This window comes from Cryobacterium sp. TMT1-66-1 (assembly GCF_004403435.1).
In the GTDB taxonomy this organism is placed as follows: domain Bacteria; phylum Actinomycetota; class Actinomycetes; order Actinomycetales; family Microbacteriaceae; genus Cryobacterium; species Cryobacterium flavum.
This window is the reverse complement of sequence record NZ_SOGP01000011.1, coordinates 227,084-242,389: the sequence shown is the minus strand read 5'-3', so window position 1 is coordinate 242,389 and position 15,306 is coordinate 227,084. Positions and strand designations below refer to the sequence as shown.

16 protein-coding genes are annotated in these 15,306 nt (G+C 66.8%); 14 read left to right on the top strand and 2 right to left on the bottom strand.

Features of this window, described 5'->3' with window-relative positions:
• Nucleotides 1-9: 9 nt before the first annotated feature.
• Nucleotides 10-966 (bottom strand): type I pantothenate kinase, encoded by a 957-nt coding sequence (gene coaA / locus E3T29_RS10220; protein WP_092339409.1) that lies wholly within the window; start codon nt 964-966, stop codon nt 10-12.
• A gap of 34 nt (nt 967-1,000) precedes the next feature.
• Here coaA and glmS point away from each other — a divergent pair, with 34 nt between their 5' ends.
• The 4 genes from glmS to tsaE are packed head-to-tail and all read left to right on the top strand — an operon-like array spanning nt 1,001 to nt 4,863.
• On the top strand, nt 1,001-2,851 hold the full coding sequence (gene glmS, locus E3T29_RS10215) for a glutamine--fructose-6-phosphate transaminase (isomerizing) (RefSeq protein ID WP_134345329.1): 1,851 nt from the start codon (nt 1,001-1,003) through the stop codon (nt 2,849-2,851).
• Between the two features lie 20 nt (nt 2,852-2,871).
• Entirely contained in the window at nt 2,872-3,228 is a 357-nt protein-coding gene (locus E3T29_RS10210) for a holo-ACP synthase (protein WP_134345328.1), read from the top strand.
• Between the two features lie 47 nt (nt 3,229-3,275).
• Entirely contained in the window at nt 3,276-4,346 is a 1,071-nt protein-coding gene (gene alr, locus E3T29_RS10205; protein ID WP_134345392.1) for an alanine racemase, read from the top strand.
• Nucleotides 4,339-4,863 carry a tRNA (adenosine(37)-N6)-threonylcarbamoyltransferase complex ATPase subunit type 1 TsaE gene (gene tsaE / locus E3T29_RS10200; protein WP_198417745.1) on the top strand — a complete coding sequence of 175 codons (525 nt, stop codon included), beginning with the start codon at nt 4,339-4,341 and terminating at the stop codon, nt 4,861-4,863. Before alr ends, tsaE begins: the two co-directional genes overlap by 8 nt.
• A gap of 71 nt (nt 4,864-4,934) precedes the next feature.
• Here tsaE and E3T29_RS10195 read toward each other — a convergent pair whose 3' ends face one another.
• The gene (locus tag E3T29_RS10195) at nt 4,935-5,636 is read right to left on the bottom strand and encodes a FadR/GntR family transcriptional regulator (RefSeq protein WP_134345327.1); all 702 of its coding nucleotides are present in this window, start codon (nt 5,634-5,636) and stop codon (nt 4,935-4,937) included.
• A gap of 123 nt (nt 5,637-5,759) precedes the next feature.
• Here E3T29_RS10195 and E3T29_RS10190 point away from each other — a divergent pair, with 123 nt between their 5' ends.
• From E3T29_RS10190 to E3T29_RS10145, 10 genes are all read left to right on the top strand, one after another.
• Nucleotides 5,760-7,127 carry an SLC13 family permease gene (locus E3T29_RS10190; protein ID WP_134345326.1) on the top strand — a complete coding sequence of 456 codons (1,368 nt, stop codon included), beginning with the start codon at nt 5,760-5,762 and terminating at the stop codon, nt 7,125-7,127.
• 36 nt (nt 7,128-7,163) lie between these two features.
• Nucleotides 7,164-8,384 (top strand): CaiB/BaiF CoA-transferase family protein, encoded by a 1,221-nt coding sequence (locus E3T29_RS10185; RefSeq protein WP_134345325.1) that lies wholly within the window; start codon nt 7,164-7,166, stop codon nt 8,382-8,384.
• A complete protein-coding gene (locus tag E3T29_RS10180; RefSeq protein WP_134345324.1) occupies nt 8,381-9,892 on the top strand; it encodes a carboxyl transferase domain-containing protein in 1,512 nt (503 codons plus the stop codon). The genes E3T29_RS10185 and E3T29_RS10180 overlap by 4 nt, the downstream gene beginning before the upstream one ends.
• Nucleotides 9,893-10,110: 218 nt before the next feature.
• Nucleotides 10,111-11,133, top strand: coding sequence for a zinc-binding dehydrogenase (locus E3T29_RS10175; protein ID WP_198417744.1), 1,023 nt, complete (start codon nt 10,111-10,113; stop codon nt 11,131-11,133).
• Nucleotides 11,134-11,901 carry a sulfite exporter TauE/SafE family protein gene (locus E3T29_RS10170; RefSeq protein ID WP_134345323.1) on the top strand — a complete coding sequence of 256 codons (768 nt, stop codon included), beginning with the start codon at nt 11,134-11,136 and terminating at the stop codon, nt 11,899-11,901. It abuts the gene before it with no gap.
• A 90-nt stretch (nt 11,902-11,991) separates the two neighbouring features.
• Complete coding sequence (tsaB, locus tag E3T29_RS10165; protein ID WP_134345322.1) at nt 11,992-12,627, top strand: tRNA (adenosine(37)-N6)-threonylcarbamoyltransferase complex dimerization subunit type 1 TsaB; 636 nt, start codon at nt 11,992-11,994, stop codon at nt 12,625-12,627.
• Nucleotides 12,624-13,115: a ribosomal protein S18-alanine N-acetyltransferase gene (rimI, locus tag E3T29_RS10160; RefSeq protein WP_134345321.1), complete on the top strand. Its 492-nt coding sequence runs from the start codon at nt 12,624-12,626 to the stop codon at nt 13,113-13,115. Before tsaB ends, rimI begins: the two co-directional genes overlap by 4 nt.
• Complete coding sequence (gene tsaD / locus E3T29_RS10155; protein ID WP_134345389.1) at nt 13,115-14,221, top strand: tRNA (adenosine(37)-N6)-threonylcarbamoyltransferase complex transferase subunit TsaD; 1,107 nt, start codon at nt 13,115-13,117, stop codon at nt 14,219-14,221. The genes rimI and tsaD overlap by 1 nt, the downstream gene beginning before the upstream one ends.
• A gap of 84 nt (nt 14,222-14,305) precedes the next feature.
• On the top strand, nt 14,306-14,809 hold the full coding sequence (locus E3T29_RS10150; protein ID WP_134345320.1) for a DUF4190 domain-containing protein: 504 nt from the start codon (nt 14,306-14,308) through the stop codon (nt 14,807-14,809).
• 95 nt (nt 14,810-14,904) lie between these two features.
• Complete coding sequence (locus tag E3T29_RS10145) at nt 14,905-15,306, top strand: hypothetical protein (RefSeq protein ID WP_134345319.1); 402 nt, start codon at nt 14,905-14,907, stop codon at nt 15,304-15,306.

The window sequence follows — 15,306 nt, the reverse complement described above, 5'->3', positions numbered from 1 at the left end:
CAGGACGGGTCAGACCTTGCGCAGGAGCACCGTGGAGACCGCGTGCGTGGGGTCCTTGCGCAGCACCAGGGTCGCCCGCGACCGGGTGGGGCGAATATTCTGCAGCAGGTTGGGCTGGTTGATGCTGGTCCAGATGCTGCGCGCCTTGCCGCGAGCCTCATCTTCGGTGAGGTCGGCGTAACGATGAAAGAACGAGTTGGGGTTGGCGAACGCGCCGCGTTGCAGCTTGAGAAAACGCTCCTCGTACCAGCGGGCAATGTCCTGGGTGCGGGCATCCACGTAGATGGTGAAGTCGAACAGGTCACTGACCGAGAGGCCGTGCCCAGGGCCGGGCGGCTGCAGCACGTTGAGACCCTCGACAATGAGAATGTCGGGCTGGCGTACCACAATCTGCGCGTCGGGCACGATGTCGTAGCTGAGGTGCGAGTAGAACGGTGAGCGCACCTCGGGGGCGCCGCTCTTGACCGCGCTCACAAAGCGCAGCAGGGCCCGTCGGTCGTAGGACTCCGGAAAACCCTTGCGTTCCATCAGCCCGCGGCGGTTCAGCTCGGCGTTCGGAAACAAAAACCCGTCGGTCGTGACCAGTTCCACCCGGGGGGTGTCGTCCCAGCGGGCGAGCATCTTCCGCAGCAGTCGGGCGGTCGTGGATTTACCGACCGCGACGGAGCCGGCCACACCGATCACGAACGGGGTCGGGCGGGCGCGTTCGCCCAGGAATCCACTGGTCGCGCGGTGCAGTGTGCGGGCATTGGCCGCGTAGAGGTTGAGCAGGCGGCTCAGCGGCAGGTAGACATCCGTCACCTCGTTGATGTCGAGCGGCTCGCCGATGCCGCGCAATTGCACGATCTCGGTTTCTTTCAGCGGCAGCAGAGTGGTCGGCGCGAGGGCCGCCCAGTCGGCCCGGTCGAGCTCCACAAAAGGGGTACCGTGACCGTTCAATACAGGGGCCAGCACCGGATCGGACATTCCCCCAAGCTTAGTCCGACTAAAATCGACTTCCATGTGCGGAATCGTAGGTTATGTCGGAAGCAATAAAACCGTTGACGTTCTCATGGGCGGGCTCGGACGGCTCGAATACCGTGGGTACGACTCCGCGGGAATAGCCGTCATCGATGAGTTCGGTGTACTCAACACCGCCAAGAAGGCCGGCAAGCTGTCGGCCCTCACCAATGAGCTGAAGGCTCACCCCATCAACGACGGCACGACCGGAATCGGTCACACCCGCTGGGCCACCCACGGCGGACCCAACGACGAAAACGCGCACCCGCACCTCGGCGACAACAACAAGCTCGCCCTCATCCACAACGGCATCATCGAGAACTTCGCCCCCCTGCGCGAGGAACTACTCAATGAGGGATACACCTTTCTGAGTGAGACCGACACCGAGGTCGCCGCGGTGCTGCTCGGCCGCGAATACCAGCGCGTCGGCGACCTCGCCGAAGCCTTCCGCATCATCGTCGCCCGTCTCGACGGCGCCTTCACGCTGCTCGCCGTGCACCAGGACCAGCCCGGCGTCGTCGTCGGTGCCCGCCGTAACTCCCCGCTCGTCATCGGCCTCGGCGAGGGCGAGAACTTTCTCGGCTCCGACGTGGCCGCGTTCGTCGAATACACCCGCCGCGCCGTCGCCATCGGCCAGGACCAGATCATCACGATCACAGCGGATGCCGTCACCGTCACCGACTTCGACGGTCACCCCGTCGAGACGGAAGAGTTCGACATCGCCTGGGATGCCTCCGCCAGCGAAAAGGGCGGCTGGTCCAGCTTCATGGCCAAGGAAGTCTCCGAGCAGCCGGACGCCGTCGCCAACACCCTGCGCGGCCGCATCGATGACGACCAGGTCGTCGTTCCCGAACTGACCGCGTTCGGCGATGACGTGCTCGCGGGCATCCGTCGCATCGTCATCGTCGCCTGCGGCACGGCCGCGTATGCCGGCCAGACCGCCAAGTACGCCATTGAAAAATGGGCGCAGGTGCCGGTGGACGTTGAACTGAGCCACGAGTTCCGCTACCGCGACCCGGTGCTCAGCGCCGATACCCTGGTGATCTCGATCAGCCAGTCCGGCGAGACCATGGACACGCTCATGGCCGTCAAGTACGCCATGTCGCTCGGTGCCAAGGCCATCTCCATCTGCAACACGCAGGGTGCGACCATCCCGCGCGAGAGCGACGCCGTCATCTACACGCACGCCGGCCCCGAGGTCGCAGTGGCATCGACCAAGGCCTTCGTCGCCCAGATCACCGCACTCTACCTGTTCGCCCTGCACCTGGCCCGCGTGCGCGGCAGCCTCACCGAGGCCGAACAGGCCGTGCAGGTCGCCGAACTGCAGGCCATTCCGGAGAAGATCCAGGCCGTTCTCGGCGTCGAAGACGAGGTGCGTCAGCTGGCCCGCTGGATGAGCGACACCCGCGCTGTGCTGTTCCTCGGCCGTCACGTCGGGTTCCCGATCGCGCTCGAGGGTGCGCTCAAGCTCAAGGAACTCGCCTACATCCACGCCGAAGGCTTCGCCGCCGGAGAACTCAAGCACGGCCCGATCGCGCTGATCGAACCCGGCCAGCCGGTGTTCGTGGTGGTACCGAGCCCGCGCGGCTCCGCCCACCTGCACCCGAAGGTCGTCTCCAACATCCAGGAGATCCGTGCCCGCGGTGCCCGCATCATCGCCATCGCCGAGGTCGGCGACGCCGCCGTGCTGCCGTTTGCCGACACCGTCATTCACATTCCGCTCGCGGCCCCCCTGTTCGAACCGCTGCTGGCCGTGGTGCCGCTGCAGATGTTCGCGATGGAGCTCGCGATCGCCAAGGGCCTCGACGTCGACCAGCCGCGCAACCTCGCCAAGTCCGTCACGGTCGAATAAGCCACGTTGAATCGAGCAGCGTGATCAAGGGCATCGGGGTTGACGTGGTCGACCTGGCGAGGTTCACCCGCCAGGTCGAACGCACACCGCGCCTCGTGCCGCGGTTGTTCACCGAAAACGAACGAAATCTGCCGGTGCATTCCCTCGCGGCGCGCTTCGCCGCCAAGGAAGCCCTGATCAAGGCCCTCGGCGACAGCGCGGGGGCCACCTGGCAAGAGATGGAAATCGTGAACGACCCGCACGGCAACCCCGAATTCAAGCTGAGCGGGGCTGCCCTGCACGCGCTGACCGACCGCGGCATCAGCCGGGTGCACGTCACCATGACCCACGACGCCGGCGTGGCCTGCGCCTTCGTCGTCGCGGAGGGTGAAGCGTGACCGGCTTTCGCGAGGCCGTGATCGACCTCGCCGCCATTCGCCACAACATGGCCCACCTGCGCGCCGTAGCCGGCACCCCGCACGCAATGGCGGTGGTCAAAGCCAACGCCTACGGGCACGGTGCCGTTCCGGTGGCGCGCGCCGCCCTGGCCGGCGGGGCGGACTGGCTCGGCGTCGCCGACATCGACGAGGCCCTGGCCCTGCGAGACGCGGGCATCGACGCACCGATTCTGGCCTGGCTGCACGACCCCGACGCTGATTTCAGCGCCGCCATCGACGACGACGTCACCCTGGCCTTGTCGTCTGTGCGTCAGGTGCAGCAGGTAGCGGATGCAGCGGCGGAACTCGGCAGGGCCGCATCCGTTCACCTGAAACTCGAGACCGGCTTGAGCCGCAACGGCGTGCACGAATACGACTGGGCCGCCGTCTTCGCGCTCGCCGCCGCCCTCGAGCGGGTCGGCCTGCTGCGCGTCGACGGTGTGATGAGCCACCTCGCCAACGCCTCGGCCGAGGACGACCAGAACGCCCTGGACTGTTTTGAACGCGGCGTTGCGGTTGCCCGCGCCGCCGGCCTGACCCCCACGCTCGTGCACCTCGCGTCGTCGGCTGCGGCCCTGCGGTTGCCGGCCGCCCGTTTCACCATGGTGCGGTTCGGCATCACCCTGTACGGGCTGTCGCCGTTTGAGGATGCGAGCAGCGACGATCTCGGGCTGGTTCCGGCGATGACCCTGCGCGGCCGGGTGGCCCTGGTACGCCGGGTGAGCGCCGGCGCCGGTGTCTCCTACGATTACCTGTGGCGGGCGCCGCAGGATTCCACCCTCGTGCTCGTGCCGCTCGGCTACGCCGACGGCATTCCCCGGCAGGCGTCGGGAACGGCGCTCGTGCACATCAACGGAGAGAACTACCCCCTGGTCGGTCGGGTCGCGATGGACCAGTTCGTGGTCAACCTCGGCGCCGACGACCCCGGCGTCGCCGTCGGCGATGAGGTCGTGCTGTTCGGCGACCCGGCCACCGGTGCGCCGAGCGCCACCGACTGGGCCGATGCAGCGGGCACGATCAACTACGAGATCGTCACCCGCATCGGGCACCGGGTGATCCGGCGGCACCTCAATGGCTGAGCGCGTTCGTACGATTGCGGATGCAGTGGCGATGCATCGCTTCGGCGTGATCCTCGCCGGCATCCTGCAGGCCGGGGACCTCGTCGTGCTCACCGGACCGCTGGGGGCGGGCAAAACCACCCTCACCCGCGGCCTGGGCGAGGGGCTGCAGGTGCGCGGAGCCGTCACCAGCCCCACCTTCGTGCTGGCCCGCACGCATCCAAGCTTGGTCGGCGGGCCGCCGTTCGTGCACGTCGACGCCTACCGCCTCGGCAGTGCCATGGAACTCGACGACCTCGACATTGATTTCGCCCGCTCCATCGTGGTGGTCGAGTGGGGCCGCGGCCTGCTCGACGGCATCACCGAATCCTGGCTGGACATCGAGATCGAGCGACCGCAGGGTCGCGCGGAGGCAGCGCGTGAAACGGATGCGGCGGCATCCGTTCTCGACCTTGATCACGACCTCGACGAACCGCGCACCCTGACCCTCACGGGTCACGGCCAGCGCTGGGCGCGTCTGGCCGACTCGATGCCGTGACCTTGGGCCGTGGCGCCCACTATTCGATTACTCTCGCTCTGATCGGGCTGCGGCGGGACGCCCGTTCTCCCCTACTTGAGCAGGGCTACGTCGGAGACGAGCTCGATGTGCGAGAGCATCGCCGCGGTCGCCGCTGTGGCGTCCTGCGCCCGGATCGCCTCGGTGATGGTGCGGTGTGAGGCGAGGGACTGCTCCGGCCGGCCCGGCTGAGCGAGGGATTCGAGCCGGGTCTCGAGTATCATCTCTGCGATGAACGTCATGAGTTGGGCGAGCACCGGGGAGTGAGCAGCGGCAGTGACGGCTTGGTGGAAGAGCTCGTCGCCGTGCGCCCCGCGGTCGCCGACGGCGATTTCCTCTGCCATCGTCCGGAGCGCATCCTCGATCGCGAGCAGGTCGGCATCCGTTCGGCGTTCCGCGGCGAGCTCGGCGAGTTTGACCTCGAGGGTGGTGCGTGCTTCGACAATCTCGGGCAGCCGGTTGCGGTGCTCCCGCAGCCCACTGATCACCGCTGCGATGCTCGGCCGGTAGACGAGAACGGCGCCGGTGCCGTGTTGAACATCGATGACGCCGAGCACTTCGAGAGCCACGAGGGCCTGGGCGAGCGTGGCGCGGGAAACGCCGAGGCGTTCGGCGAGGTCGCGCTCGGCGGGTAACAGGTCGCCGGGGCCGAGGTGGGCGGACTCGATGTAGGCGAGAAGCTGGGCCACGAGCTGTTCGTACAGGCGTGGTTTCGTGACGCGCATGAGCGGCTGGGGTATTGCGTCCCTCGTCATGTCTGCCTCCCCATCAGTATTCGACCCAAGGTTACACGGCTCTTGACAAAGTCGCCTACTGTCTAGGAGGCTAGTCCAGTGAGCCAATAGCCCACATTCACCTGAACCTATGGAGGAACAACGATGTCCGCTCCCGTCATCTCAATCATCATCCTGGCGGTGATGTTTCTGATCGCCACGCTTTTGCCCGTCAACATGGGTGCGCTGGCCTTCGTGGGTGCCTTTCTACTCGGTGCCGTCTTTCTCGGCATGGAGACCACCGATATTCTCGCCAACTTCCCGGGCGGGCTGTTCCTCACGCTCGTCGGGGTTACGTACCTGTTCGCGATTGCGCAGGGCAACGGCACGATCGACCTGCTGGTGCGCGGCGCAGTGCGGCTCGTCGGCGGTCGGGTGGCCCTCATCCCCTGGGTGATGTTCGTGATCACCGCCGTGATCACGGCCGTCGGTGCGCTTTCCCCGGCCGCGGTGGCCATCGTGGCGCCGATTGCGCTCGGCTTTGCCCGCAAGTACAAGATCAGCCCGCTGCTGATGGGCATGATGGTGATCCACGGCGCGCAGGGCGGCGGATTCTCGCCGATCGCCGTCTACGGCGTGATCGTGAACAGCCTCATCTCGACCACCGGGCTCGACGCGAGCCCCACAGCGGTGTTTCTGTCGAGCCTCATCTTTAACTTTCTGATCGCCGTCGTGCTGTTCATCGTTCTCGGTGGCCGAAACCTTATCTCGAGCCGGGTCGGACATTTCGTGGAGCAAGCCGCCGAAGCGCGCATGGCCGTAAGTGTCGGTGCGCGCGCCGGCGGTGATGTGGCGTTCAAGGGCTTCGGCTCCGGCATCTACGGCCCCCGCGACCCCGCGGGCGACGGAGTGGCGGCCACGGCCACCCGAGGAGAGCGCATCCCTCAGCTTGTGACGGTGGCCGGCCTCATCGCCCTCGCCGTGATCGCGCTCGGCTTCAAGGTTGACGTGGGCTTCGTTGCCATCACAATCGCCGTCATCCTCGCCCTCGTCTCGCCCGCGGCGCAGAAGGGCGCGGTCAATAAGATCAGCTGGTCGACCGTGCTGCTCATCTGCGGCATGCTCACGTTCGTCGGTGTTCTCGAAGAGGCCGGCACCATCGAATACGTATCGGGAGCGGTGGCCAACCTCGGCATGCCCCTGCTTGCGGCACTCTTGATCTGCTACATCGGTGCCGTCGTCTCGGCCTTCGCCTCGTCAACGGCCATTCTGGCTGCGCTGATTCCGCTCGCCGTGCCGTTCCTCGCTACCGGGGATATCAGCGCCATCGGCGTGATCTGCGCGCTCGCCGTCGCGTCGACCATCGTGGACGTGTCGCCGTTCTCGACCAATGGCGCTCTCGTGCTTGCCAACGCCCCCGACGACGTGGACAAGGACCGCTTCTACAAGCAGATTCTCGCCTACAGCGGAATCGTCGTCGTGGCCGGGCCGGCCATCGCCTGGGCCGTGCTCGTGCTGCCCGGTTGGCTGTAACCCGCCACCTGCCGAAATACTGAGAAAGGACCGAACATGAGTACCAGCATCCGCTCCGAAACCGGTATGCAGGGCCCGCTGTCGGGCTATCTCGTCGTAGACCTGAGCCGCGCGCTTGCCGGCCCGCACGCCACCATGATGCTCGCCGATCTCGGCGCGCGCGTGATCAAGGTGGAGAACCCCATCACGGGAGACGATACCCGCGGCTGGGGCCCGCCTTTCGTGGGCCCCGCGAACGATCCGCAATCCACGTATTTTCTCTCCTGCAATCGCAATAAAGAATCCATCGCCCTCGATCTGAAGAGTGACGACGGCCGGGAGGTGCTCAGCGAGCTGCTGCTGCGCGCGGACGTTGTGGTGGAGAATTTTCGCCCAGGGGTGCTCGACCGGCTCGGATTCTCGCCCGAGGCGATGCACGCTCTCAACCCGGCGCTGGTGATTCTCTCGATCACCGGTTTCGGCCACGACGGCCCCGAATCGAGCCGCAGCGGCTACGACCAGATTCTCCAGGGCGAGGCCGGACTGATGTCCCTCACCGGCTCTGGCCCCGACGACCCGCAGCGTGTGGGCGTGCCGATCGCCGATCTGCTCTCGGGCATGTATGGCGCGTTCGGACTGCTCGCCGCGCTGCTTCAGCGCGAGCGCACTGGTCAGGGACAGATTGTGCGCACCTCACTGCTCGCCGCGCTGGTGGGAGTGCACGCCTTCCAGGGCACCCGCGCCACGGTGGCCGGAGAGGTGCCGGAGGCCCAGGGCAACCACCATCCGTCGATCGCTCCCTACGGGCTCTTTCCCTGCCGCGGCGGCAGTGTGCAGATCAGCATCGGCAGTGAGAAACTCTGGGTCACCTTCGCAGCCGAGTTCGGGCTCGATGCTGCGCGATCCGAGTGGGCCACCAACGCGCAGCGCGTGCGCAATCGGGAGGGTCTCAAGGAGGCCATAGCGGATGCCTTCGCCCACTTCGATGCCGCGACCTTGCTGAAGAAACTGACCGACGCCGGAATCCCGGCCGGCAAGGTGCGTTCCCTGGATGAGGTCTATCAATGGGATCAGGTGCTCTCGCAGGGGCTGCTGATCGACGTTGAACACGAGGTGCTCGGCCGGATCAGCCTCCCTGGTCCACCGCTTCGGTTCTTCGGACCCGCCGATACGGTTGAGACAACGAACACGATGCACTCCGCTCCGCCGGTGCTCGACCAGCACGGTACCGACATTCGCACCTGGCTCAACCGCTCACTGGAAGGTATCGCACTGTGATTTCTCAATCCGCGCTCACAACTCGCCACCTGAACGCCACGGAGCTCATCGACGTGGTGCTCGATAACGGCTCCTTCACGAGCTGGGATCAGCCCGTGGTCGACCCCGCCCCGAACGAGGAGTACCGGGCCGACCTCGTGAAGGCCCGAGCGAAGAGCGGCACCGACGAGTCGGTGCTCACCGGCGAGGGGCTGATCCGCGGCCGCCGGGTGGCGATCGTGGTGAGCGAGTTCGCGTTTCTCGCCGGATCGATCGGGCTTTCTGCTGCCGACAGGATTGTGAACGCGATCGAACGGGCCACACGCGAGGGGTTGCCGGTCTTGGCCGGACCGGCATCCGGCGGTACCCGCATGCAGGAGGGCACGTTGGCCTTTTTGTCGATGGTGAAGATCACCGCGGCCGTGCGCGCGCACCGCGAGGCGAGGCATCCGTATCTGGTGTACCTGCGGCACCCCACCACGGGCGGGGTGATGGCCTCATGGGGCTCACTCGGGCACGTGACGGTGGCCGAGCCGGGCGCGCTGCTCGGGTTTCTCGGCCCTCGGGTCTATGAGGCGCTGTACGGCAAGAAATTTCCGGAAAACGTGCAGGTCTCCGAAAACCTGTTCAACCAAGGGCTGATCGACGCCGTTGTGCCGCCGGAGCAGTTGCCGGAGATCGTGCACCGCGCCCTCACAATCCTTACCGACCGGGCCTCTACGCCGGTGGCGGCACCGGAGACCCTGAACGTGCGGCCGGCAGCGAGCGGCGCGTGGTCATCCATTTTGATTTCGCGCAACCCGCGGCGACCGGACCTGCGCCAGCTGCTCGCCTACGGCGCGCACGACGTGCTGCCGTTGAACGGCACGGGCGAGGGTGAGAAGGACCCGGGGCTCATGCTCGCCATGGCACGGTTCGGGCAGCAGAGCTGCATCGTGCTCGGGCACATCCGGCCGCGGCCCTCGCAAGACACCAGGATGGGCCCCGGATCGCTGCGGGAGGCCCGGCGCGGCATGCGCCTTGCGGAAGAACTCGGGCTTCCGCTGCTCACCGTGATCGACATCGCCGGCGCCGCGCTGTCGAAGGAGGCCGAGGAGGGCGGCATGGCCGGGGAAATCGCCCGATCTCTGCACGAGCTGATCGGCCTGCGGTCGGCAACCGTGTCCGTGCTGCTTGGACAGGGTGCCGGCGGCGGGGCGCTCGCGCTGCTGCCCGCCGATCGTACGATCGCCGCCCAGCACTCCTGGCTGTCGCCGCTTCCTCCTGAAGGGGCCAGTGCCATCGTGCACCACAACACCGATTTCGCGCCGGCCATGTCGGAGGCGCAGGGCGTGAACGTGGCCTCGCTGTACGCCAATCGGATCGTCGACCACATCGTGGACGAGCGCCCCGACGCCGCAGACGAGGGACGGGCGTTCTGCCAGCGCTTGGCGTCGGCCATCGAATACGAGCTGTCCGCGCTCTCCACGGTGCCCGTTGATGAGCTACTTCCGCGCCGCCTGGCCCGCTACCACTCCCTCGGTCGCTGACCCCTCGTCATTTCGGTGTGGTGCATGGTGTCGGTTGCGCCCCGTTCGGCGATTACCCCGCGGGCCAGGTTTGCCATGCCGGCCAGAACGTTTTTGGCCCCGTTGGCTCGGTACATGTCGGTGGGCCGAATTCTTGTCACGGCTTGCCTAGACGATAATCGAACGAGACGAGCAGGGGCCCTCAGACTGCCCGATGTTGGCCACGAAAGGACACGTCCATGATGCAAGCGATTCTGGTCGAACCGGGGACTGCCGGACCGCAACTGGTGCTGCGTGAACGCGCGGTACCGGTTCCAGGACCGCGCGACGTGCGCATTCTCGTGCACGCGGCATCGGTGAATCGGGCGGATCTGGCCCAACGCTCCGGAACCCATGAGCCGGCGGTTCTGGGAAGCCCTCCGCCGGTGGTCGGGCTCGACGCGGCCGGCGAGGTGGTCGAGATCGGTTCCGACGTCACCTCACTGCGGGTTGGCGATCGCGTCATGACCATCGTCGGCGGGGGACTCAGTGAGCACATCGTGGTCGATGCGGGCCTGCCGATTCCGATTCCCGACGGGTGGAGTTACGCCGAGGGGGCGGCGGCCGTTCTCGGGCTCCTGACCGAACACAATGCCCTACGCACCCACGGTCGGTTGCAGCCCGGTGAGACCGTGCTGGTCCATGCCGCGGCATCCTCGGTCGGCCTGCAGTGTGTTCAGCTCGCGAAATACCTCGGTGCCGGGCTCGTGATCGGTACGACCCGCTCGGAGGGCATGACCCCGCTGATCCGATCGGTCGGTGCCGACCAGGTGATCGTCGTTGGCGATGACGGCTTCGCCGATCAGGTGCTGGCGTTGACCGATGGCCACGGTGCCGACGTCATCGTGGACCACGTCGGCGGTCCCTACCTGGCCGACAACATCCGCTCGGCCGCCATCGCGGGCCGCATCATCGGGGTGGGGCGACTGGGCGGCAGCGAGGGCACGCTCGATTTGGAAATGCTCGCCTACAAGCGACTCGCCCTGCACGGGGTCACCTTTCGCACCCGCTCCACCCAGGACAAGATCGACCTCGTCGCCGCGCTGCGTGCCGACGTCGACCTTGGCTCGCCGGTTCTTCGACCGCTCATCGACCGGATCATGCCGTGGACCGAGGCCGACGCGGCCCAGACTCTGATGCGCACCAACTCCTCCCTCGGCAAGATTGTGCTCGCCGTTGGCGATGCGGCCGCCGAGAATTCGAACACGGGAAACTCTCACTAAATGACATTTCTTGAAGGCGCGATCATCCTGGTCGCCGGAATTGCCGCGGGCATCATCAATGTGGTGGCCGGCGCTGGAACCCTGATCACCTTTCCCACCCTGCTCGCCCTCGGTATCCCTCCGATCACGGCGAACGTATCCAACACGGTTGGTCTGGTTCCCGGGTCGATTGCCGGAGCTTACGGTTATCGCCGGGAACTGCGCTCGCAGTGGCGGCCCGTGGCCTGGATGGCGGTGTTCTCGGCCGTGGGCGGTGTGATCGGCGGGTTGCTGCTGCTGGTCCTGCCCGAGGAGGCCTTCTCGGCGGTCGTTCCGTTCCTGCTGCTGCTCGCCGCGCTGCTCTCCGCGATCCAGCCCCGCGTGGCCCGTTACGTGCGGCGCAAGTCTCCCGAAGGCACCACGACCGACACTCGGCCGATCACGTTCGGCCTCGTGCTCGGCATTCTCGGCACGGGGGTCTATGGGGGATACTTCGGCGCAGCGCAAGGAGTGGTGCTGTTGGCACTGCTGGGTATTCTGTGGTCCACCGACATGCACCGGGCCAACGGTGCCAAGAATGTGCTGGCCGGCATGGCCAACCTCGTCTCTGCAATTATTTTCATCTCCAGCGGCACGGTCGACTGGGTGATCGCTGTGCTGATCGGCGTTGGTTCCGCCTTCGGTGGCTGGCTCGGTGCCCGCATCGGGCGAAGGCTCTCGGCTCCGGTGTTGCGTGCGATCCTGGTGATCGTTGCCCTGACAGCCGCCGTCGTGCTCTTTCTGACCTGATCGCGGCCCCAGGAAAGCCAGCCGCGCGAAGCGCTGGCCTATGAAAGCCAGCCGCGCGAAGCGCTGGCCCATGAAAGCTAGGCTGAACGGGTGCTACTTGCCATCGACACCTCCGCCGGCACGAGCGTCGCCGTCGTCGACCTTGCCCGCGGAGTCATCGCCGAACGCGGTGAAGCCGACACGATGCGTCACGCCGAAATCGTCGGCCCGTTCATTCTGGAATGCCTGCAGGAAGCGCATGTCGCCTCGGCTGACCTCTCCGGCGTCGTCGGCGGCATGGGTCCAGGCCCGTTCACCGGCCTGCGAGTCGGTATCGCCTCGGCCCGCGTCTTCGCCCTCGGGGCTGGCACTCCGCTCGTACCGGTGATCAGCCACGACGCCATCGCCTACGGCCACTACCGCCGCGGCCACTCCGGCCCGCTCGTCGTCGTCACCGACGCTCGCCGCCGCGAAATCTACTGGAGCGCCTATTCCCAAGCGGATGCCGTTGGTCTGCCCGTGCGCGTCGGCCAGCCCGGCCTTGCCAAACCGGCCGACCTCGACGACGAGGGCTGGCTGCACGCCGGGTGGCCGCGCCTGGACGCCGCCACTGTGTCGGCCGGTGAACTCGGTCTGGTCGCTGAGTTGAGCTACGCGCACGGACGCCCGTTCGCGGCCAATGAGCCGCTCTACCTGCGCTCGCCCGACGTCACCCTCTCGAACGGTCCGAAGCGAGTCAGCCGATGACCTGGCAGCTGCGCCGCGCGCACGAGGCCGATCTTGAAGCCATCATGCACCTCGAGACGACCACTTTCGTCCATGACGCCTGGTCGCCGACCATGATGGCGCGCGACCTCGGCGACCCCGCCTGCTTCTACCTCGTGGCGTTTCCGCCCGACGACCCCAGCACGGTCGAGGGCTACGCCGGCCTGCTCGCCCCGCGGGGAGCCGTCGAGGGCGACATTCAGACCATCGCGGTCGCCGAATCCGCACGCGGACGCGGCCTGGGCCGCACACTCATGCAGGCGCTCATCAATGAGGCCCGGAAGCGCGGCGCCCGGCTGATCTTTCTCGAGGTGCGGGCCGATAATCCCGGTGCCCAGCGCCTGTACGAACGCCTCGGATTCATCGAGGTTGGCGTGCGCCGCGGCTACTACCAGCCGGACAACGTAGATGCCATCGTCATGCGTCTCAATATTCCAGAATTGGAATCTATGCTTGTGGAGACCTCGTGATGACCATAAACCGCGCTGATCCGCTCGTGCTCGGCATTGAAACGTCCTGCGACGAAACCGGCATCGGCATCGTGCGCGGAACCACCCTGCTCTCCAACACCATTGCGAGCTCAATGGACGAGCATGCCCGTTACGGCGGTGTCGTGCCCGAGATCGCGGCCAGGGCGCACCTTGACGAGCTCGTGCCGGCCATCAACGCGGCCGTTGCCGAGGCGGGCATCCGCTTGAGTGATCTGGACGCCATCGCGGTCACCTGTGGGCCCGGACTCTCCGGCGCGCTTATGGTCGGCGTCGGCGCAGCCAAGGCGCTTGCCGTGGCGCTCGACAAACCGATCTACGCGGTCAACCACCTGGTCGGCCACGTCGGTGCCGACCTGCTGCAGGGAGAGCTTCGGCACGGCGACACCAAAACCGGCGACACCAAAACCGGCGACACCGCTCCGCTCGAGTACCCGACGATCGCCCTGCTGGTCTCCGGGGGCCACACCTCGCTGCTGCTCGTGCGCGACCTGGTCAGCGACGTCGAGCTGCTCGGCGAGACCATCGACGATGCCGCCGGCGAGGCCTTCGATAAGGTCGCCCGGCTGCTCTCCTTGCCCTACCCCGGCGGGCCGCAGATCGACCGGGTCGCGCTCGGCGGCAACCCGAAGGCCATTCGGTTTCCACGCGGACTCAGCCAGCCCAAGGACATGGCCGTGCACCGTTACGACTTCTCCTTCTCCGGCCTGAAAACCTCGGTCGCTCGCTTCGTCGAACAGCGCCAGGACGCTGGCGAACCCGTGCCGATCGGCGATGTCGCGGCCAGTTTTCGGGAGGCGGTCGTCGATATTCTGCTCACCAAGGCCCTCGCCGCCTGCGCCGACTACGGCGTACCGCGGCTGCTGCTCGGCGGCGGTGTCATCGCCAACAAGCGTCTGCGCGAGGTCGCCACCCAGAGAACGGATGCTGCCGGCATCGTTCTGCGCATCCCGCCCCTCTCCCTGTGCACCGACAACGGTGCCATGATCGCAGCCCTCGGTGCGCAGCTCATCATGGCCGGGCATGAGCCCTCAACGCTGCAATTCGGCGCCGATTCCACCCTGCCGGTCGGCCAGATTCAGGTCTGATCTGCCACAGAATTCGCCCACGCGCGGGCACACGGGATATTCTGGCTCTGCGACCCCGAACATTCCGCACGAAGGAGACCGCAGATGTCTGATCCCACCCAGCCCCCCGTCGATCCGACCAGCAGCGAACCGACCAGCAGCGGCCCGGCGAGCAGCGACCCGACGGGTTCGACTCCGGCCGACTCCAGCCTGCCGCCGGCCTACCCGGCCGCTCCGAGCTACCCGGCACCCGGCGCTCCGGCCGCTTCCGGATCTGGCCAGGCTCCCGCCTACGGGCAGCCCGCCGCGTATGGCCAGCAGCCGGCCTACGGCCAGAACCCCTACGGCCAGCAGAACCCGCAGGACAAGTACAATGTTCTTTCGATCATCTCGCTCGTCACCTCGATCCTCCTCATCTCAGTGGTCGGCATCATCACCGGCCACATCGCCCTGAGCCAGATCAAGAAGACCGGCGAAAAGGGACACGGGCTCGCCCTCTGGGGAACCATCCTCGGCTACGTCGGCCTTCTCGGTGGCGCTATCTTCGCCGCTTTCACGATCATTCTGCTACTCGCGGCGGCCTCCACCGGCACGAGCTACAACAACTAGCCACGCAGACGGCCCCGTCGGGGCCACGCGGCACGTTTCGATCGACAGGGGCCACCCCCCCACAAGCTGACCGTATGCGCGGCCAGAGGACAGCCATGACTACACCCCATCCGCACGACGAGACTTCGGCGCAGCTGCAGTATACGCGCCCTCCCGCGCCACCCGGCAGCCAGTTGGACTGGGCCTCGACGGTCACCGCTCCCACCGAGTTCGTGCCGTACAGCTACACCGAAGCCGAGGTGCAGCGCATCACCGGCCGCCGTCGGCTCGCGGTCTCCTCCGTCGTCTGTGGCCTTCTCGGTCTCGCACTCGGCGTGGTCGGGGTGTTTGGTCTACCGATCGCTCTCATTGCGATCACCCTCGCGCTGATCGCGCGCACCACCGAGAATCGGGCGCGCACGCTCTGGCGGAGTGGCCTCGTGAGCGGTCTCGTCGGGGTTCTGCTGGCGGCCGGCTGGATCCTCTACATCAGCCAGATCGTGCTGCCGCTGCTGTAA

Excerpts from the sequence above, each read along its gene's own strand:
- tsaD (WP_134345389.1), top strand. The coding sequence starts at position 13,115 with ATGACCATAAACCGCGCTGATCCGCTCGTGCTCGGCATTGAAACGTCC.
- alr (WP_134345392.1), top strand. The coding sequence starts at position 3,276 with ATGGCCCACCTGCGCGCCGTAGCCGGCACCCCGCACGCAATGGCGGTG.
- E3T29_RS10190 (WP_134345326.1), top strand. The coding sequence starts at position 5,760 with ATGTCCGCTCCCGTCATCTCAATCATCATCCTGGCGGTGATGTTTCTG.
- E3T29_RS10185 (WP_134345325.1), top strand. The coding sequence starts at position 7,164 with ATGAGTACCAGCATCCGCTCCGAAACCGGTATGCAGGGCCCGCTGTCG.
- E3T29_RS10175 (WP_198417744.1), top strand. The coding sequence starts at position 10,111 with ATGATGCAAGCGATTCTGGTCGAACCGGGGACTGCCGGACCGCAACTG.
- E3T29_RS10195 (WP_134345327.1), bottom strand. The coding sequence starts at position 5,636 with ATGACGAGGGACGCAATACCCCAGCCGCTCATGCGCGTCACGAAACCA.
- coaA (WP_092339409.1), bottom strand. The coding sequence starts at position 966 with ATGTCCGATCCGGTGCTGGCCCCTGTATTGAACGGTCACGGTACCCCT.
- glmS (WP_134345329.1), top strand. The coding sequence starts at position 1,001 with ATGTGCGGAATCGTAGGTTATGTCGGAAGCAATAAAACCGTTGACGTT.
- rimI (WP_134345321.1), top strand. The coding sequence starts at position 12,624 with ATGACCTGGCAGCTGCGCCGCGCGCACGAGGCCGATCTTGAAGCCATC.
- E3T29_RS10150 (WP_134345320.1), top strand. The coding sequence starts at position 14,306 with ATGTCTGATCCCACCCAGCCCCCCGTCGATCCGACCAGCAGCGAACCG.
- tsaE (WP_198417745.1), top strand. The coding sequence starts at position 4,339 with ATGGCTGAGCGCGTTCGTACGATTGCGGATGCAGTGGCGATGCATCGC.
- E3T29_RS10170 (WP_134345323.1), top strand. The coding sequence starts at position 11,134 with ATGACATTTCTTGAAGGCGCGATCATCCTGGTCGCCGGAATTGCCGCG.
- E3T29_RS10145 (WP_134345319.1), top strand. The coding sequence starts at position 14,905 with ATGACTACACCCCATCCGCACGACGAGACTTCGGCGCAGCTGCAGTAT.